This is a genomic window from Phreatobacter aquiterrae (assembly GCF_053471285.1).
This window is the reverse complement of record NZ_JBJPHW010000003.1, coordinates 365,701-384,545: the sequence shown is the minus strand read 5'-3', so window position 1 is coordinate 384,545 and position 18,845 is coordinate 365,701. Positions and strand designations below refer to the sequence as shown.

The window sequence follows — 18,845 nt, the reverse complement described above, 5'->3', positions numbered from 1 at the left end:
CATGTTCGTTCTCGGCCTCACCGGATCGATCGGCATGGGCAAGTCGACCACCTCAGCCTTCTTTCGCGAGGCGGGCATCCCGGTTCATGATGCCGATGCGGCCGTGCATCGCCTCTATGCGGGTGCGGCGGTCGCCCCCATCGAGGCATCCTTTCCGGGCACCGCTGTCGATGGCAAGATCGATCGGACCAAATTGGCCGCTGTCGTCCTGAAAGACGGTGTCGCGATGAAGCGCCTCGAGGCCATCGTCCACCCTCTCGTCGGCGAGGCCGAGCGGCAGTTTCGCGACGGCGCGCGGACGCGCGGCTGTTCGCTGGTCGTCCTCGACATCCCTCTGCTGCTCGAGACTGGTGGGGAGAGGCGGGTGGACGCCGTCGCCGTCGTCTCGGCGCCGGCGGAGGTCCAGCGCGCGCGCGTGCTGGCGCGTCCCGGCATGGACGCCGACAAGTTCGCGGCCATTCTCGCCCGCCAGGTCCCCGATGCGGAGAAGCGACGCCGCGCTCATTTCGTGATCGAATCGGGTTTCGGCCTGGAATCAGCCGGTCGCCAGGTGTCGGACATCATCCGGGCGCTCGCCGGAAGCCGCAGGAGCCACTAATGCGCGAGATCATTCTCGACACCGAAACGACCGGTCTCGACCCGCTCCGCGGCGATCGCCTTGTCGAGATCGGCGGCATCGAGCTGGTCAATCATTTCCCCACCGGGCGGACCTACCACGTCTATCTCAACCCCGAGCGCGACATGCCGGAGGAGGCCTTCAGGGTCCACGGGCTTTCCGCCGAGTTTCTGTCCGACAAGCCCCCTTTCGCCGATCTCGTGGACGAGTTCTGGGGTTTCATCGACGGTGCCAAGCTGGTCATCCACAATGCCTCCTTCGACATGGGCTTCATCAATGCCGAGCTGAAGCGGGTCGGTCGCGCGCCGTTCCCCGGCGACCTCGTCGTCGATACGCTCAGCATGGCGCGGCGTCGGTTTCCCGGCGCGGCGGCCAGCCTCGACGCCCTCTGTTCGCGCTTCGGCATCGACAATTCCCGCCGCACCCGGCACGGCGCCCTTCTCGACGCCGAACTCCTCGCTGACGTCTATATCGAGTTGATCGGCGGGCGGCAGGCGACCTTCGGGCTCGCCGAGGCCAATCGCGGGGCCAGGCGTTCCGCTGAAGGCCGGCAGACAGTGGGCCAGCGTCCCGTTCCTCTGTCGCCGCGCCTGAGCGAGGCCGAGATCCTCGCCCACCAGGCCTTCATCCGCGAGCTCGGCGAGAAGGCGATCTGGTTCGACCTCATCCCCGGGCCGCCGGCGATGACGCCTCCTTGACCCTCCGGTAACATGCCGATACGAATGACCGCTTCGTGACAGGGCTCGTGGGGAGCTCCTTTTCATCGGACCGATGAATGGTCGATCAGACACCCATGAGTCGTACAGCCGCGCTCCGGCGACCGGAAAAGCGGCATGACGACGAAGCCCGGTTCCTGAAGAACTGGTTCAAGAACCCTCTGCGCATGGGCGCGGTCGCGCCGTCAGGACCGGTGCTGGCCCGCCGCATGGCGAGCTATGTCGATCCGGCTGGAACCGGCCCGGTGATCGAGCTCGGTCCGGGGACGGGCGCCATCACCGCCGCCCTCGTCACCCGGGGCGTCGATCCCCGCCGGCTCGTCCTGGTCGAATATTCCGTCGATTTCTGCCGCCTGCTGCGCGAGCGCTTTCCCACGGCGACGGTGGTGCATGGCGATGCCTATGCGCTGAGCCGCACCTTGTCCGGGCGTCTGTCGGAGCCAGCCGACGCGCTGGTCTCGGGACTGCCGCTGATGACGCGCCCCGAACCGATCCGCCTGAAGCTGCTCAACGACGCGCTCGCCCTGATGAAGCCGGGCGCCCCCTTCGTGCAGTTTACCTATTCGGTCACCTCGCCCATCCCGATGAAGTCCAGCACCTTCACGGCCGAGCCCTCGGAGCGGATCTGGCGCAACATCCCGCCGGCGCGGGTCTGGGTCTATCGCCGCGCCTGAGCGCGCTCAGGCGGCGACACGATAGGTCCGGTTGCTCCCGAGGGCCACGACGGATGGTCGGACGGGAAACAGCGCACGGATCGCGGGATCGGCGATGTCGAGCCCGCCCGTGAAGCTGCCGAAAGCCGGCATGACCAGCCGCGTTTCACATGAAACGAAGACCTTGCGCCGAAGCCGGTTGCCACGAACTGCGATGACGGCGCTCGGATGGAGATGGCCGGCAATCTCGCCGTCCACGATTCCGGCGGTCGGTTCGTGGACGAATCGAATGGCGCCATCGGTGAGTTCGGGCAGAAACTGGCCGGCAACCGCGCCCTCGAACCGCGGATCATGGTTTCCGGCAATCCAGATCCAGTCGCGTCTGGCCTGCAGTGCCGCGAGGTTCCGCGCGTCCTCAGGCGACATCCGGGACGGACCGCGGCGATCGTGAAAGCTGTCGCCGAGGGCCACGACGGTGCGCGGCTGATAACGACGCACGACCGCAGCCAGGGTCAGAAGGGTCTCGGCTGTGTCGTAAGGCGGGAGTGGCACGCCGCGCGCCGCATAGGCGGAGCCCTTCTCCAGATGCAGGTCCGAGACCACGAGCATGTGCTCGGTTTCGCACCAGAGCGCCCCGGAGGGATCCGTCACGAAGGTGCGGCCGGCGATTGTGAGGGATGTCTCCTGCCCGGATCGTGTCATTTCTCTTCCGAATCGATCCCGCCGAGGCCCGCCTCGGCGAGGAGTGTGGCCTCGGCCTCGGCCAGGAGGGCCTCGCCCGCCTCGCCATGGATGGGTTCCCGCCCGATCTCCAGCATGACCGGCACCGCCAGAGGCGAGACGCGGTCGAGGGCACTGTGCACGATTCGCCCCCGGATTCGTGACAGCATCTGCCCGAGCCTTGCAATGTCGAGAAGCCCGGTCGCCGCATCGGCGCGGGCAGCACGCAGCAGCAGGTGGTCGGGCTCGTGGCGGCGCAGCACGTCATAGATGAGGTCGGTCGAGATGGTCACCTGCCGTCCCGACTTCTCCTTGCCAGGGTGGCGCCGCTCGATCAGGCCGGCGATCACCGCGCAGGTGCGAAAGGTCCGCTTCATGAGCTGGCTCTCGTCCAGCCAGGCCTCGAGATCGTCGCCGAGCATGTCCTCGTCGAACAGGGCGGCGAGCGGCAGGGAGCCTCGCGCGACCGCGGCGCCGAGATCGTCGAGGCACCAGACAGACAGCGAATAGTCGTTGGCGACGAAACCCATGGGTTTCAGGCCGCGGCGCTCAAGCCGGCGCGTCAGCAGCATGCCGAGCGTCTGGTGGGCGAGACGCCCCTCGAAGGGATAGGCGACGAGATGAAAACGCTCGCCGCGCGGGAAGGTCTCGACAAGGAGCTCGTCCCGGCGCGGGATGATCGACACGGCGCGCTGCAGCTCCAGCCACTCCGCGACCTGCGGCGGCAACTTCGACCATTCCGAAGGCTCGGAAAGCATCCGGCGCACGCCCTCGGCGAGGAAGGTGGAGAGCGGGAACTTGCCGCCGGCATAGGCGGGAATCTTGGGCTCGCGCGCGCTCGAGCGCGAGACATAGACCTCGTTCTCTACCAGCGCCTCGTAGCGCAGGATCTCGCCGGAAAACAGGAAGGTGTCCCCGGAGACGAGGCCCTCGATGAAATACTCCTCGATCTCGCCGAGAACGCGGCCGCCACGCCCGATCGGCCCGGAATAGCCGGAGGCCGCCTGCCGCAGGCTCCGCACCAGCCGCACCTTGAGCATCGGCGATTCCACGATGGTGCCGACATTCATGCGGTAGCGCTGGGCGACGGAGGGATGGGAGACCCGCCACAGGCCTTTCTTGTCCTGCCGGATCCGGGCGAAGCGCTCGTAGGTCCGCAGCGCGTAACCGCCGGTGGCGACGAAGCCGACGACGTCCTGAAAGGTCGCCGCGTCGAGGTCCGCATAGGGCGCGGCCGAGCGCACTTCCCCGAACAGGGCCTCCGCATCGAAGGGGCCGGCGCAGGCGGTGCCGAGGACATGCTGGCAGAGCACGTCGAGGGCGCCCCGGCGCAGCGGCTCGGTGTCCTGTGCCCCACGGTCGATGGCCTCCAGCGCCGCGCGGCACTCCAGCACCTCGAAGCGGTTGGCCGGGACGAGCACGGCGCGCGAGGGCTCGTCGAGGCGGTGGTTCGCCCGGCCGATGCGCTGCATCAGCCGGCTGGAGCCCTTCGGGGCGCCGATGTTGAGCACGAGATCGACGTCGCCCCAGTCGATGCCGAGATCGAGCGAGGAGGTGCAGACGACCGCCCTCAGCCGACCCGCCGCCATGGCGTCCTCGACCTTGCGGCGCTGGGCGACGTCCAGCGATCCGTGATGCAGGGCGATCGGCAGGTTCTCCTCGTTGATCGTCCACAGGAGCTGGAACAGGAGTTCGGCCTGACTGCGGGTGTTGACGAAGAGCAGCGTCGTGCGATGGGCCTGGATGGCCTGGTAGAGCTCGCCCGCGGCATGGCGCGCCGAATGACCGGCCCAGGGCAGGCGTTCCGCCGTTTCGAGGATGGAAATGTCGGGCCTCGCCCCCGCCTCCGCCATGACGATGGCCGCCGGCTCTGCGCTCCGGTTCTGCGGGGTGAGAAAGCGCGCGAGGTCCGCGGGGTCCCTGACGGTCGCCGACAGGCCGACCGTGACGAGATTCGGCGCAAGCGTGAAGAGACGGGCGAGGCCGAGCGCCAGCAGGTCGCCGCGCTTCGACGTGACCAGCGCGTGAAGCTCGTCGAGCACCACACGCCGGAGCGAGCCGAAGAGATAGGGCGCATCGGCGCTGGCCAGCAGAAGGGCAAGCTGCTCGGGCGTGGTGAGCAGGATGTCGGGCGGGTCGGCCCGCTGGCGCTGACGCCGCGATGTCGGCGTGTCGCCGGTGCGCGTCTCGATGCGCAGGCCGAGGCCCATCTCGTCGGCCGGCTTGTAGAGGTTGCGGGCGACGTCCACCGCCAGCGCCTTCAGGGGCGAAATATAGAGCGTGTGCAGCCCCCGTTGTCGCGGCGGCGGCGTGCGTCCGGCCGGGACGGGCTCCCCGACTGGCCTCGGCAGTTCCGACCGTTCCGTCAACTCGATCAATGAGGGCAGGAAGCCCGCCAGCGTCTTACCGGCCCCTGTCGGTGCGACGAGCAGCGCCGAACGGTTCTGCCGCGCCAGCGTCAGGAGCTCGAGCTGATGGGCGCGCGGCGACCAGCCGCGGCCGGCGAACCAGGCGCCGAATCGTTCGGGGAGCAGGATGGCATCGCTCAGTTCGGGGCGGGCGCGGGCGGACATTGGCCAAGAACTAAACAAGAACACGACGCCGGAAAACCGATTTGTCAAAGGGTCCCCCGAAAATCCGTAAATGTACGACACCGATCATTCACCATGCCCGACGGCTGCGCTGCGCCGCGGGGGTCCGATTCAGGTGCGCTTAATTGTCGTCAATTCATACGGAATGCCATTGCGTGGCACCTGACATCGGGGCCGCATCGGGGATTGACCATGGCCGGAACGATCATCAGGCGCCTGTTGGCGTGCCGCGAAGGCAATATTGCGCTGACCTTCGCGATCGCGGCTGTGCCGCTGATGACGGCCGTCGGGGCGGGCGTTGACTATTCGCGGTCGGAGCAGCAGCGCACCCAGATCCAGGGAACGCTGGACGCAGCCCTTCTCGCCGGCGCGAGGACCGTCGGAAGCGAGATCGCGACCGCGACAACGTTCTTCGCCAACCAGTCGACCGTTTCCGGAGCAACGACCAGCTTCCAGCTGAGCGGCACCCAGCTCTCGGGGACGGCCACCGCGACGGTCAAGACGACGTTCCTCGCCATCGCCGGCCACAGCACGATCACCGTCACCGCCAGGGGTGCGGCGATCCGCACCACGACGACGACATCCAGCGGTGCCTTGCCCTGCATCTTCGCCCTGGCGACCAACACGTCCCAGGCGCTGCTGATCAATTCCGGTGCGAAGATCAATGCGCCGGACTGCGAGGTCCATGTCCGCTCGACCGCCTCGCCGGCCGCGATCTTCAATGCCGGCACCACCCTGAACCTGAAGACCTTCTGCATCCAGGGCACGAACATCATCAAGAACACCTCGAACAGCCTGCCGATCCAGACCGGCTGTGCGGCGGCGAGCGATCCCTATGCCGGCAAGCTGCCCAAGCCCGCCGTGGGAGCCTGCACCAACACCAAGTCCGTCTATGACCCTCCGGCCTCCGGTGCATACCACTCCATGGCAGGTGGATCGGTCTGGTGCGACGTGACGTTCAACGGGTCTCCCCGCATCGTCTTCCAGCCCGGCCTGCACATCATCAAGGGCCGGATGATCATCAACGCGAACTCAATCATCGAGGGGGCGGGGGTCACCTTCTATTTCCCCGACACGAACTCCGAGATTCGCTTCAACGGCGGCATCAACGCCAAGCTCGCCGCGCCGACGACCGGAACCTATGCGAACATTCTGATGTTCGAACCGAGCACCAGCACGAACACCGCGCAGTATGTCTTCAACTCGTCGGTGAGCGAGGAGATTTCCGGCCTGATCTACCTGCCCCGGCGCGACCTCACCTACAACTCGGTATCGACGGTGAACGGCTCGAGGATCCAGATCGTCTCCAACACGATCATCTTCAACGCCCTGGACTGGCGCCTGTCGACCAACAGCGCGCTGTCGGGATCGACCTCCAGTTCGACGATGGTCCGGCTGGTGAAATAGTCCGCCGCAGCTGGAACAGGCGCTACCGGCACGCCCAGGGCAGGAACGTGCTGGCCATGCCGGCATTCATCGCTCTGACGGTCATCAGATTGGCAAGGTCCGTTTCTGCTCCCGTCCGCGGACAGATATCCGCGGGGCCGAGGCAGCCGCCCGCCATGAACCGCGCATGGCGGTCGAGAAAATCGCGGCCGAGGCCATCTGCGCCGCGGCGCCTGAGAGCATCCTCCCAGGCTTGCCGGTAGCGGTCGCACTTCTGCGCGGCACGGGCGTTCAGGTCCTGCCCCATTGTGTCGTGAGGCAGGGCGGGTAGCAGCAGGCCCAGGGCCAGCAGGGTCCCGGCGACAGCCCGAAGGCGGCCCGGTGAGGTTCTCGTACGCATCGTGCTCCCTTAGACGCCGATGGAAGGGCGCGGCAAGGCCCTAGCTGATCAGCTTCAGGGCCCGGAAGCTCGCATGGCCCTCGCGCCCGACGATGATGTGGTCGTGCACGACGATGCCAAGCGGCTTGGCGATGTCGACGATCTGCTGCGTCATCACGATGTCAGGCCGCGATGGCGTCGGATCACCGGAGGGGTGGTTGTGGACGAGGATCACCGCGGTTGCCGACAGCTCCAGCGCCCGCTTCACCACCTCGCGCGGGTAGACGGGGGTGTGGTCCACCGTGCCCTCGCCCTGAAGTTCGTCGGCGATCAGCGCATTCTTGCGGTCGAGATAGAGCACGCGGAACCGCTCGCGCTCGGCGAAGGCCATGGCGGTGCGGCAATAGTCGATGAGCGCCACCCAGCTCGACAGGACCGGGCGTCGGGCGATCGCGGCGCGGCCCATCCGCAAGGCCGCCGCGTGGACGAGCTTGAGCTCGGTGGCAACCGTCGCGGTCATGCCTTCGACCTCGGCCAGCCGCGCCTCCGGCGCCGCCAGCACGTCGGCGAAGGAGCCGAAGCGCTTCAGCAGGGCCTTGGCGAGCGGCTTGACGTCGCGACGCGGGATCGCACGGAAAAGGACGAGCTCCAGTAGTTCGTAATCAGCGAGTGCGTCGGCGCCGGCCTCCCGGAAGCGGCCGCGCAGCCGCTCGCGATGGCCATGGAAATGCGGCGCCTCGGCGAATCCGGGCAGCTGATGATCTGGAACCGACTTGGTCTCTCTGGCCATGGCCCAACTCCACTACCGACGGTAGCCGAGGTGGGCAGCTGCGAGCCCTCCGGGTGTTACCGGATGCGGCCCATCGGCCGATCGGCGGAGATGGCGTGGCTTGCTCTCGGCGTGCGGCCGGTGGACTGTCCGGCACCGGCGAGGAGACCAAGGCGATGGCGACGTTCAGGGCGGTGGTGATCACCAAGGGCGACAGCGGCACGAAGGCGGAACTGACGCGGTTCGACGAGGCCGACCTGATGGAGGGCGACGTCACCGTGCGCGTCTCCCATTCGACGCTCAACTACAAGGACGGGCTGGCGCTGACCGGCAAGGCGCCGGTGGTGCGCCGCTTCCCGATGATTCCGGGCATCGATCTTGCCGGGACGGTGGAAAGCTCCACCCATCCGGGCTTCAGGCCCGGCGACGCCGTGCTGCTCAACGGCTGGGGCACGGGCGAATCCCATCTTGGCGCCTTTGCCGAGAAGTCCCGGGTCAAGGGCGACTGGCTGGTGCCGCTGCCGGAGGGGCTGTCGCCGGCCGAGGCCATGGCCATCGGCACCGCCGGCTACACGGCCATGCTCTGCGTCATGGCGCTCGAGCGCCACGGCATCACGCCCGATCGCGGGCCGATGGTGGTGACGGGGGCGGCCGGCGGTGTCGGCTCGGTGGCGACCACCCTGCTCGCCCGGCTCGGCTACCACGTCATCGCCTCCACTGGCCGCCCGCAGGAGGCGGACTACCTGAAGAGCCTCGGGGCGGCGGAGATCATCGACCGCGCCGAGCTGTCCGGTCCCGCCCGGGCGCTCGGCAAGGAGCGCTGGGCCGGCGGCATCGATTCGGTCGGATCGCACACGCTCGCCAACGTGCTGTCCATGACGCGCTACGGCGGCGCGGTCGCCGCCTGCGGCCTTGCCCAGGGCATGGACCTGCCGACCTCCGTCGCCCCCTTCATCCTCCGCGGCGTCTCGCTGCTCGGCGTCGATTCGGTGATGGCGCCAAAGGCGCTGCGCCTCGAGGCCTGGTCGCGCCTCGCGCGTGACCTCGACCGGCAGTCTCTCGCGCGGATCACCTCGACGATTCCGCTGGAGGGCGTGATCGAGGCCGGCGCGGCGATCCTCGAGGGCCGCATTCGCGGCCGCGTCGTCGTCACGATTGCCTGACAGATTGATCGGAACGGCGGGCACGCCCCGGCGTTCCGCCTTCTGAAAGGACCGGGCAGCCCGATGACGACGACGCGCCGAGAGTGGATCAAGGGCTTTCTGGCTGCCGCGAGCCTCATGGCCATGGGCGGTCCGGCCCTGGCGCAGGCGGGCTTTCCGCCGCCCGCGCCCGGACAGGCGCCGCCCGGTTTCGGCGATCCGACCCGCCAGCATTTTGACACCCTGCGGCAGCAGGAGAACGAACGACGCTCCTTCGACGCCCTTCAGCGCAGCCAGCAGCGCGAGACAGAGCGCAACCTGGAGACGCTGCGCCGTCAGCAGGCGGACCAGCGCCGCGCGCTCGATGTCATGCGCCGCGAGGGACGCGAGGCCGACGCGGCGCGCACCGGTCAGCGTCTTCAGGTCCAGGGGCGCCGGCCGCGCCGGTCGCTCAGTCCGGAAGAGCGGAGCCGGATCGAGCGGGCCACCCGGTCAAGCCCGTCGTCACCCACCCCTTCGATCATCGTCGAGGACCCGCCGCGCCGCCAGCACCGGCGCCGCACGGGGTCGTGACACGCGCGGACCTTGAGTGCACCCGTTCCGGGATGGCAATCGCATCGCAAAAGCGCCATCATCCCTGCGGAACCTGAGCTCCCATGTCCCGCACCCGACTTTCGATCTTCTCCGTCATCTGCGCCCTGATCGGCTGCGCGGCCCTCGCCACCTTCTGGTACAACCGCCCGACCACGGTCACGATCGCCGTCGGACCGGCGGGTTCGGAAGCGGCCCGCCTGATCGACGCCCTGCGCCTCGCGCTGCAGCGCGAGCGCTCCAGCGTACGCCTGAGGCTGGTGTCCTCCGACTCGCCCTCCGACAGCGCCGCCCGGCTGGAGCGCGAGGAGGTCGACCTCGCCATCGTGCGGGCGGACATTTCCTTCCCCGCCTCGGCCATGGCGGTGGCCATCTGGCAGCGCAACCCGGTCGTTCTCGCGGCGCCGTCGGATGCCGCCATCGAACGCTGGACGGACCTGCAGGGCAAGACCATCGGCGTGATGGGCCGGGGGGTGGGTTTCAACATCCGCCTGATCCAGACCATCCTGCGCGAGCACGGCGTCCAGCCAGGCAGCGTCCGGATCGTCGAAGTGCTGCCGTGGGAGACCGCGGAGGCCTTCCGCAAAAAGCAGATCGAGGCGCTGGTCACCATCGGGCCGCCTGCCGCGAAGCCGGTGGCCGATGCGGTAGCCGGTCTGGTGCGCGAGACGCCCGACGGCAAGGTGACCTTCGTTCCGGTCCGGGAGGCCGCCGCCGTCGCCGACCGCGTGTCCTTCCTCGAATCGATGGAGATCGTCGCCGGCTCCTTCGGCTCCAACCCGCCGCGCCCGGTGGAGAGCTTCCCCACCCTTGGTGTCATTCACTATCTCGTCGCCCGCCGCGGTGTCGCCGATTCGGTGACGTCCGAGTTCACCCAGCAGCTCTTCACCCTGAGGCCAGCGCTCGCCGGCCAGCATCCGGCCGCCAACCGCCTCGAGGTTCCGGACACGGAGAAGGGGTCGTCCGTGCAGGTTCATCCTGGCGCCCTCGCCTATCTGACCGGCGAGCAGAAAACCTTCGTCGAAAAATACAGCGACTACCTCTATCTCGCCATCTTCGGCCTCTCGCTCGGTGGTTCCGCCATCGCCGGCATGGCCGGCTACCTCGGGTTCGGGCGTCGCGAGAAGCCTCCCGGCTATCTGCCGGAAGTGCTTCTGCTTCTTCGCAACGCGCGGGCCACCGACGATCCCGACATGCTCAACGCCATCGCCCAGCGCGCCGACGACATCTTCGTCGAATCGATCGAGGCGTCGAAGCGCCCGGACTTTGATTCCAGCCAGTTCTCCACCCTGATGCTGGCCCTCGATCGCCTCAACGCCTCGATCGCCGATCGTCGCCGCGCCATCGCGCTGATCTACGACTCCGAGGAGGATGAAGAGGCGCCGGCGCCCGTTGCGCTGACCTTCCCGCGGGGGTGACGGGGCGACCGGGCGAAGCTATAGGATCGGTCCGTCGCCAAGAGGAGGACCGTGGTGGCTGCGCCCCTGATGGAGACCCGGACCAGTTCGATCGAGGAAGCCTGCATCGCCAAGGGCATGCGGATGACCGATCAACGCCGCGTCATCGCCCGCGTCATCGAGGCCGCCGCGGACCATCCGGACGTCGAGGAAATGCACCGGCGCGCCAATGCGGTCGATGCCAACATCTCGCTGTCGACGGTCTATCGCACGGTCAAGCTGTTCGAGGATTCGGGCATCATCACGCGGCATGCCTTCGGCGATGGCCGCGCCCGCTACGAGACGATCCCCGAATCGCACCACGACCACCTGATCGACCTGCGCACCGGGCAGGTCGTCGAGTTCCAGTCGGAGGAGATCGAGCGCCTTCAGGCCGAGATCGCCCGCAAGCTCGGTTACCGTCTCGTGGATCACCGGCTCGAACTCTATTGCGTGCCGCTCGATGAAGAATCCTGACCGGCCCGGCACAGAGTTCGGCCGCGGTGGGCCGAGCATCTTCGACACGGCGCGCGCCATCGTCTGGCTGATGCTCCTGATCGCGGCGGGCCTCGTCCTGCTGCCGGCGCAGATGATTGCCCATGGCTTCAATCTATCGGCCCGTCGGACGATCCCAATGCTTTTCCATCGCGTCGTACTGCGGGCCTTCGGCGCGCGGATCACCGTCCGCGGCGAGGCGACCGGGCACCGGCCGGCGCTGTTCGTGCCCAATCACGTCTCGTGGATGGACATCATGGTGCTCGGCGCCTTCGCGCCGCTCTCCTTCGTGGCCAAGTCCGAGGTCGCCGCCTGGCCGGTCTTCGGCTATCTCGCAAGGTTGCAGCGCTCCATCTTCGTCGATCGCGACCGGCGCCACACGACCTCCCGCACGGCCGACGAGATGAGCGCCCGCATGCGCGAGGGCGAGCCCGTCGTCCTCTTCGCCGAGGGCACGTCCTCCGACGGCAACCGCACGCTGCGCTTCCGGCCGGCGCTCATCGGTGCCGCCGAGAGTCTCGCCCGCGCCACCGGCGAGACGGTCTGGATCCAGCCGATCGCGCTCGCCTACCGGCGCATCAGCGGCCTGCCGTCGGGACGCCAGCACCGGCCACGGGTCGCCTGGGTCGGCGACATCGACCTCGTGCCGCACGCCTGGGCCTTGCTGAAGGACGGCGCCGTCGACATCGAGCTGATCTTCGGCAATCCCGTGCCCTTCGATCCGAACGGCGACCGCAAGGCCATCGCCCTGTTCCTTGAGCAGCGCGTGCGCGGCCTGCATGCCTCCGCTCTCACCGGCAAGGACGAAAACCTCCCGCCCCTTGCGGCGCTGTGACGGTCAGGGCGCAAGGCCCAGCGTGACCAGCATCTCATCGAGACGACCGGGCTCGATCGCCATGATGTCCGGCACCGCCGTCCAGACGAGCCAGGCCTCCACCGGCCGGTCCGGGACGATGCCGGCGATGAGCGCACGATAGATGGCTAGCTGCGCGACATAGGCGTCCGGTACGGCGGACGCGCTCCCCGGCGCCGGATCGTTGGTCTTGAAGTCGGCGATGATGACGCGGTCCGGGGCAATCAGCAGCCGGTCGATCTGGCCCGAGACCGGTCGCCCGGCGAGCCGGCCGGCCAGTGGCACCTCGGCCCGGCCGCCCGGCCCGAACAGCGGCGCGATGCGCGCATCCGTCATCAGCCGCAGCGCCTCCGTCGCGAGACCAGCGCTGGTCTCCTCGTCGATGTCGCTTTGCGCGGCGAGGAACCTGGCCGCGGCCTCGGCGCGGCTGTCCGGGGGCAGGTCCGGCAGCGACTGCAACAGCCGGTGAACGATCGTGCCGCGTCGCAAGGCGGCTTCGCGCCGCGCCAGTGACGCCGGCGTTGCCGTCGCCGGCAGGTCCTGATGCCCACCGGCCGCAAAGGGCGTGAGGGCCCGGGCCGGAGCCGTGACGGCGGGCGCCGGCCGTGTCAGCCAGTCGGGCAGCGCGGTCGTCGCTCGCGTATCGACGCTCACCGGATGGGAGACCGGCCGGACGGCCGGGCCCTTGCGCCAGCGCTTCACCGGCCCCTCGCCGTCGTCCGCCTCCTCCTCCACCGCCTCCGGTCCGATGGTCCGCGCGATGATCTCGTACCAGACATCCGAATCCGGGCGCCTCGGCCGTGCGCCGCAGACGATGAGCCGGTCGGCGGCGCGGGTCATGGCCACATAGAGCAGCCGGCGATATTCCTCCGCCTGCGCCTCCCGGCTCTGCTGCCGGGCGGCCGCCACGATGTCGATGTCGGCCTTCGACGAAGGCGACCAGACGAGGCGCGGCGGCGTGTCCGCCGGGGCGTTGGGCGGCGCGATGGCGAAGATCTTGGGGTCGTGATGGCTGCCGGGCTTTCCCATCGTATCGGCGAGGAAGACGATGTCGGCTTCGAGCCCCTTGGCGCCGTGCACGGTCATCACGCGCACCTCGTTGCGGCCGAGCTCCATGTCGCGCTTCACGTTCAGTTCGGCCGCCCGCATGTGGGCGATGAAGCCGCGCAGGGTCGGGATCTCGCGGGTCTCGAAGTCGAGCGCCATGGTCAGGAACTCGTCGATGGCGTCGGCCGCCTCCGACCCGAGGCGCGCCAGCATGGCCCGGCGGCCGCGGTCGCGCGACAGCACGCGGGAATAGAAGGTCGCGGGTGACAGGGTGCGGACCTCCTCGCGCCAGGCGGCGAGACGGGCTGCGGCCGGGTGTTCGTCCTCGACCAGCGCGTCCCACAGCGATCCCGTCCGCCCTGAGGCGAGTTCGAGCAGTTCGTCCTCGCTCACCCCGATCAATGGGCTCTTCAGCACCGCCGCCAGCGACAGGTCGTCCTCCGGCGTCAGCAGGCAGTCGCCGAGCGCCAGGAGATCCATGACGGCGATATGCTCGCCGAGCACCAGCCGGTCGGCGCCGGCCACGGGGACGCCGGCATTCTTCAATGCGCGGATGATGCTCTCGAAGATCGCGCCGCGCCGCCGTACAAGAACGAGGATGTCGCCGGCGCGGATCGGGCGGTCGCGGTCCGGAAGGCGATGACCCCTGTCGAGCCAGAGCTTCACGTGGCCGGCGATGCGCCCGGCGAGCCGGTCCACCGGGTCGCCGAGGCCTGGCGCATCGACCGGCGCCGTCCATGGCGAGGCGTCCTCGGCTTGGTCCGGCTCCATCGGCGGCCAGAGCTCGACGAGGCCCGGTGCTGCGGCCCGCGCCGCCGCATGGGGGGTCAGCGGGCCGGGATCGAAGGACAGGCCGCGCCGTGCATCGATGTCGTCGAAGACTCTATCCACCGCGGTGAGCACCGCTTCCGTCGAGCGGAACGAGAAGTTCAGGCGGATGTCCTTCTCGAACGGCCGCGCGGCCTTGAGGAAGCGGGCGGCGAAGCGGCTGCGCAGCGTGCCGAACTGGCGCGGCTCCGCGCCCTGGAAGGAGTAGATCGACTGCTTCTCGTCGCCGACGACGAAGAGCGTCCGCGCCACGTCGCGCGCGCCGTCGCCTGAGGTGAATTCGTCAACCAGCGCCTCGACGATGTCCCACTGATCAGGACTGGTGTCCTGCGCTTCGTCCACCAGCACGTGGTCGATGCCCTGGTCGAGCTTGTAGAGAATCCAGCGGGCCGAGACGTTCCGGAAGAGGTCGCGCGTGCGCGCGATGAGGTCGGAGAAGTCGAGGGCGCCGTGCGCCGCCTTCTCGCGCTCGACGCGGGAGCAGATGGCCTGTGCGAGGGTCAGGAGCGCCGCCGTGCCGTCGCGCAAGGCCGCCGCCTTGCGGCGGGCCTGCAGCACGAGAAGCCGGTCCTGCTCCTGCTCCATCCGGGCGGCGAGGCCCGGCTCCTTCGTCTTCACGGCCTTGGTGACGACGTCCTTGCGCCGTTCGCCGGCAGCCGTGAAATAGATCGACTGGTAGAGCATGCCGGCACGCGCAGGGTCAGCCGCGGCGCCGCGGAGAATCTGCGCGACATCCCGCTCGCGTTTCGCCGTCGAGACATGAACGAGCGTCTCCGCCACGCCACGCCATTCGGACGGCGGGATCAGTGCCTCGGCCGTCACCGCCGCCATGAGAGAGGCTTCGGTCTCGCCCGGCATCAGGCCGAGCGTGTCGCCGAGGCTCGCCATGGCGCGGTCGAGCCCGCCGCGCGCCGCGATGTCCGTCGCGATGGCCTCACGCGCCATCAGCGCCTCGCCGAGCAGATCATCGACCGTCTCGTCGGCGGCCACCGTCGCCAGATGCGCCATGGCCTTGCCCAGGGCGCCGTCGGGCGCGGCCGCCGCCTCCGGCAGCACCTCGAGCTTGGCGCGTCGGACGAGTTCGCCATGGCCCAGCTCATCCAGCACCGAGAACTGGGAGGCGACATTGGCCTCGAAGGGGAACTGGTGCAGGACCCGTTCGCAGAAGGCATGAATGGTCTGCACCTTCAGCCCGCCAGGCGTCTCCAGCGCCTCTGCGAACAGGCGGCGCGCCCGGCGCAGCGCCGCCGCGTCGTGATGCCCGCCGTCGAGGTCGTGCAGCGTGGTCCGCAGGGTCGCGTCATCCATCAGCGCCCATTGTCCCAGAAGCTCGAAGACGCGGTTGGCCATGGTCGCCGCTGCGGCCTTGGTGAAGGTCAGGCAGAGGATCGCGCCGGGCGGTGTTCCCGCCAGCATCAGCCGCACCACGCGGCGGGCCAGCACATAGGTCTTGCCCGACCCGGCATTGGCCGAGACCCAGGCGGAGTGGGCGGGGTCGGAGGCCTTGCGCTGGGCGGCAACGGCCTCGGGCGGGGCGGCGATCCGGCGGCTCATTCGCCGTCTCCCTGGCCCGTCGACCATTCCTTGACCCGCGCCAGATGGGCATAGTCGTTGGACCGCCCTCCGACATATTGCGGCATGGCCCAGGAGAGATAGCCGCGGCGCTCGTCCTCATAGGTCGCGATCAGGGCTTTCAGTCCGGCCAGCGTCTGGTCGACGAGTTCGTCGAGCGTCCTGTCCTTGGGAACAACCGTGCGCAGCTCGCCAGCCGGGTCGCGCCCACCGAGCTTGGCATAGACGAGCGCCGAGACCGCGAGGTCGGCGTCGATCTCCGGAAAACCGCCCGCCTTCAGCACCGCCGCTTCCAGCGGCAGCTGCGGAGCAAGGCCGGAATTCACCTGCTTGTCGCTCGGCGGATTGCCGGTCTTGTAGTCGAGGATCTCGGCCCGCCCGTCGGCGGTCACGTCGATCCGGTCGGCCTTGGTGGTGAGGCGGAAGGTCCGCCCGGCCGGGGTGTCGAACTCCAGATGGCCCAACCTCTCGGCATGGGCGGTCACGAAGTTCTGCCGGCGCTCGTCGTCCGCCACCGCGAACCAGGCGGCGATTCGCAGGAAGCGCGGCCACCAGACCGCCCGCACGGTGGGGTCGTCCCAATAGGGTGCAAAGTGCTCCCGTCCGAGCGCCACCAGCCGGCCGACCGGATCGGCGACCGGTCCTGCGGAGGCTTCCCGCGTATAGGCGTCGAGCACGTCGTGGATGACCGTTCCCCGTTCGGCCGCGCCGGGAACCTGATCCAGCGCCTCCAGCGCCCGCAGCTTCAGCACATGACGGGCATAGACCGCATAGGGGTCGCGCTGCAGCGTCTCGATCTCGGTCACCGACAGGCGCGTCGGCCTGAGCGCCAGCGGCGGCGCAGGATTGGGCCTCGGGATCGGGCGGGGCGCGCCCGTCTCGTCGAGGCGGTCGGCCAGGGCGACGATCCGCTCGCCGCGGGCGACGAGGTCGCCCCAGGCCGGTGCGCCGAGAACGGCGGCGAGCCGCTGCATCCAGCGCGAGGGCACCGTCGGCACGCCGCCGGCCTTGGTTGCGCGGCTCAGCACCACCTGGCGCTGCCCGAGAAGCTGGCAGAAGTCGTGGGCGGCGAGCCCGATGCGCCGTTCCGGCGGGTCGATGCCGAAGCTCGCGCGCATGGCCCGGTTCAGCCAGGGATCGAGCCGCGTGTCGCCCGGCCAGGACCCTTCGACAAGGCCGGCCAGCACGACGCAGTCGGCCTCCAGCAGGCGCGCCTCGGGCAGGCCGAGAATGCGGATGCGGGCGCCTGGATCGGCCGGAAGGCGCACCGTTTCCGTCTGCATCAGGCTGTCGAGCGCGGCGGCATAGTCGCGTCGCGAAACGGTGAAGCCAGCCGCCGGGGCGGAGGCCGCGATGTCGGCCAGCAGTCCGACGACCGCATCGCGCCCGATGGCCAGGGGATCGAGGCCAAGCCGTTCCAGCACCGCGGCATGGGCTGCGGCGAAGGTCGCCAGCGGCGCCTCGGCGGGCAGCGTCGAGACGGGCGACAGGGCCTCGATGGTGCGGCTGAGGAGCGTGCGGCCCGCGGCCAGCGCGGCCTCGGAGACCCGGCTCGCCGCGTCCTCAGGACGGGGCCTTTCGCTCGCCTTTGCCTGGTCGAGGGTCGCCAGCATACCGGCAAGGCCCCCCGCCGGCCGCAATCCCCTCAGGACCTTGAGCTCGATCGCCGTAATGGCGGCGTCCCGCTCCCCCCCCGCCGCGCCGCCTGCCACCGCGTCATGGGCGATGAGGGCGAGAAGGTCGGAGGGCGAGGGCTCGTCGAGGGCGAGAGCCGCCGCAACGCGCGCGACCGTGGCGGCCGGCGTGCCGGAGAGAGGTTGACCGCCGGAATCGTCGACCGCGACGTTCCAGCGCGCCAGTTCAGCCATGACACGGTGCGCCAATGCCCGGTCCGGTGTGACGAGGGCCGCCTCGCGGGCAGGGTCCTCGGCCACCTCGCGCAGGACGATGGCGACCGCCAGCGCCTCCTCCCGCTCGTTGGCGGCCTCGATCACCGTCAGGTCCGCCAGCGCCTCCGGGCGCGGCATGGCGCGACCCGCCGCCCACAGGTCCGTGGTGGACGCAGGCCGCATGGCGTCGGAAACCAGGACTTCCCGGCCATGAACGGCCGGAGGCGCCACGACCTCGACCGTCTCCCGGTCGATGCCGACATGATCGATGAGCCGCTTGAGGCCGTATTGCGGATGGGCATGGGCGGCGCCTCCGCCCGCCCCGCCGATGGCCCGCCACGAGGCCTCGTCGAGATCGGTGTCGAGGCCGGGCAGGACGAGGGCGCCCCGCGGGTGGTGGGCGACCATGGCGAGGAGGTCGCGCGTGGCGGGGATGGAGCCGGTGGAGCCCGCAGCGATGAGCGGGCCTGTCGTCGCCGCGAGGCGGACAGTCTCCGCGGCGATGAGCCGGTCGCGACGGATCGCCGGCTCCTCCAGCCCGAGTTCGGCGAGGTGGGCCGGCCAATGGTCGCGGGCGATGGTCAGGAAGGCCCGCGTGATCTGCCAGAACTCGTCGAGGCCGGAATCGACGATGCCGTCGAGGTTCGACCAGGGCACGCGCTCCGTCGCCACCTGGTCCATCAGCCGCATGAGGTCGGCGGCAAGCGACAGGGCGTCGGCCGTCGCGGTGGAGACGACCAGCGGATCGTCGCCCCTCAGGCGCATCACCGCCCGGTCGACGCTTTCCGCCCAGCGCCGCACCAGCCCGGCCAGAGTCAGCCGGCGGTCGAGCGAGGCGATGGGTGGTCCGATGGCATCGAGACCCAGCGCGTCCAGCGGCATGGGGTCGGCGAAGGCCCATTCCTCCTCGTCGACATCGCCGATGGGGGTGATGCGCGGCAGCAGCACCGCGCCGCCCGTGGCGAGTTCGGCGAAGATGTCGCGCATTGTCCTGCAGGCGCGGCGGTTGGGCAGCAGGATCGTGCCGGCCGCCAGCGACAGCGGATCGGCTGCATCCGGCCAGCCGGGAATGACGCGGCCTGCGAGAACCGCCTCGGCCAGCGTCCGCAGATGCGGGCGCGAGGCGGGAATCGTCAGCACATGCGGGTGGCTTGGCATGGCC

General features: G+C 69.5%; 15 protein-coding genes. 9 read left to right on the top strand and 6 right to left on the bottom strand.

The window, feature by feature from the left end:
* The first annotated feature begins 1 nt into the window (after nucleotide 1).
* The 3 genes from coaE (at nucleotide 2) to ACJ4V0_RS06955 (ending at nucleotide 2,006) form a co-directional block, all read left to right on the top strand.
* Nucleotides 2-598: a dephospho-CoA kinase gene (gene coaE / locus ACJ4V0_RS06965; protein ID WP_448298829.1), complete on the top strand. Its 597-nt coding sequence runs from the start codon at nucleotides 2-4 to the stop codon at nucleotides 596-598.
* Nucleotides 598-1,314 carry a DNA polymerase III subunit epsilon gene (gene dnaQ / locus ACJ4V0_RS06960; RefSeq protein WP_448298828.1) on the top strand — a complete coding sequence of 239 codons (717 nt, stop codon included), beginning with the start codon at nucleotides 598-600 and terminating at the stop codon, nucleotides 1,312-1,314. Before coaE ends, dnaQ begins: the two co-directional genes overlap by 1 nt.
* Nucleotides 1,315-1,409: 95 nt before the next feature.
* On the top strand, nucleotides 1,410-2,006 hold the full coding sequence (locus ACJ4V0_RS06955; protein ID WP_448298827.1) for a class I SAM-dependent methyltransferase: 597 nt from the start codon (nucleotides 1,410-1,412) through the stop codon (nucleotides 2,004-2,006).
* Between the two features lie 6 nt (nucleotides 2,007-2,012).
* Here ACJ4V0_RS06955 and pdeM read toward each other — a convergent pair whose 3' ends face one another.
* Nucleotides 2,013-2,687, bottom strand: a complete 675-nt coding sequence (pdeM, locus tag ACJ4V0_RS06950) for a ligase-associated DNA damage response endonuclease PdeM (protein ID WP_448298826.1) — start codon at nucleotides 2,685-2,687, stop codon at nucleotides 2,013-2,015.
* Complete coding sequence (locus ACJ4V0_RS06945; protein ID WP_448298825.1) at nucleotides 2,684-5,278, bottom strand: ligase-associated DNA damage response DEXH box helicase; 2,595 nt, start codon at nucleotides 5,276-5,278, stop codon at nucleotides 2,684-2,686. The genes pdeM and ACJ4V0_RS06945 overlap by 4 nt, the downstream gene beginning before the upstream one ends.
* 210 nt (nucleotides 5,279-5,488) lie before the next feature.
* On the opposite strand from ACJ4V0_RS06945, the gene ACJ4V0_RS06940 reads away from it, so the two are divergent.
* The gene (locus ACJ4V0_RS06940; RefSeq protein ID WP_448298824.1) at nucleotides 5,489-6,703 is read left to right on the top strand and encodes a TadE/TadG family type IV pilus assembly protein; all 1,215 of its coding nucleotides are present in this window, start codon (nucleotides 5,489-5,491) and stop codon (nucleotides 6,701-6,703) included.
* Nucleotides 6,704-6,725: 22 nt separating this feature from the next.
* On the opposite strand, the gene ACJ4V0_RS06935 is transcribed toward ACJ4V0_RS06940, so the two are convergent.
* Both ACJ4V0_RS06935 and radC read right to left on the bottom strand, forming a co-directional pair.
* On the bottom strand, nucleotides 6,726-7,082 hold the full coding sequence (locus ACJ4V0_RS06935; protein WP_448298823.1) for a hypothetical protein: 357 nt from the start codon (nucleotides 7,080-7,082) through the stop codon (nucleotides 6,726-6,728).
* 40 nt (nucleotides 7,083-7,122) lie between these two features.
* Nucleotides 7,123-7,851: a RadC family protein gene (radC, locus tag ACJ4V0_RS06930; protein ID WP_448298822.1), complete on the bottom strand. Its 729-nt coding sequence runs from the start codon at nucleotides 7,849-7,851 to the stop codon at nucleotides 7,123-7,125.
* Between the two features lie 155 nt (nucleotides 7,852-8,006).
* Between radC and acuI the strand changes: the two genes are divergently transcribed.
* The 5 genes from acuI to olsA all read left to right on the top strand — a co-directional run bounded on the left by acuI (nucleotide 8,007) and on the right by olsA (nucleotide 12,329).
* Nucleotides 8,007-8,993 carry an acrylyl-CoA reductase (NADPH) gene (gene acuI, locus ACJ4V0_RS06925; protein ID WP_448298821.1) on the top strand — a complete coding sequence of 329 codons (987 nt, stop codon included), beginning with the start codon at nucleotides 8,007-8,009 and terminating at the stop codon, nucleotides 8,991-8,993.
* Between the two features lie 63 nt (nucleotides 8,994-9,056).
* Nucleotides 9,057-9,545 (top strand): hypothetical protein, encoded by a 489-nt coding sequence (locus ACJ4V0_RS06920; RefSeq protein ID WP_448298820.1) that lies wholly within the window; start codon nucleotides 9,057-9,059, stop codon nucleotides 9,543-9,545.
* 83 nt (nucleotides 9,546-9,628) lie between these two features.
* Nucleotides 9,629-10,981, top strand: a complete 1,353-nt coding sequence (locus ACJ4V0_RS06915; protein WP_448298819.1) for a TAXI family TRAP transporter solute-binding subunit — start codon at nucleotides 9,629-9,631, stop codon at nucleotides 10,979-10,981.
* Between the two features lie 69 nt (nucleotides 10,982-11,050).
* The gene (locus tag ACJ4V0_RS06910; protein ID WP_448298948.1) at nucleotides 11,051-11,476 is read left to right on the top strand and encodes a Fur family transcriptional regulator; all 426 of its coding nucleotides are present in this window, start codon (nucleotides 11,051-11,053) and stop codon (nucleotides 11,474-11,476) included.
* Nucleotides 11,463-12,329 (top strand): lyso-ornithine lipid O-acyltransferase, encoded by an 867-nt coding sequence (gene olsA / locus ACJ4V0_RS06905; protein WP_448298818.1) that lies wholly within the window; start codon nucleotides 11,463-11,465, stop codon nucleotides 12,327-12,329. The genes ACJ4V0_RS06910 and olsA overlap by 14 nt, the downstream gene beginning before the upstream one ends.
* 3 nt (nucleotides 12,330-12,332) lie before the next feature.
* Here olsA and addA read toward each other — a convergent pair whose 3' ends face one another.
* Together addA and addB are read right to left on the bottom strand one after the other, a co-directional pair.
* Nucleotides 12,333-15,776, bottom strand: a complete 3,444-nt coding sequence (gene addA, locus ACJ4V0_RS06900) for a double-strand break repair helicase AddA (protein WP_448298817.1) — start codon at nucleotides 15,774-15,776, stop codon at nucleotides 12,333-12,335.
* Nucleotides 15,773-18,841: a double-strand break repair protein AddB gene (gene addB / locus ACJ4V0_RS06895; protein ID WP_448298816.1), complete on the bottom strand. Its 3,069-nt coding sequence runs from the start codon at nucleotides 18,839-18,841 to the stop codon at nucleotides 15,773-15,775. The genes addA and addB overlap by 4 nt, the downstream gene beginning before the upstream one ends.
* Nucleotides 18,842-18,845: the final 4 nt, after the last annotated feature.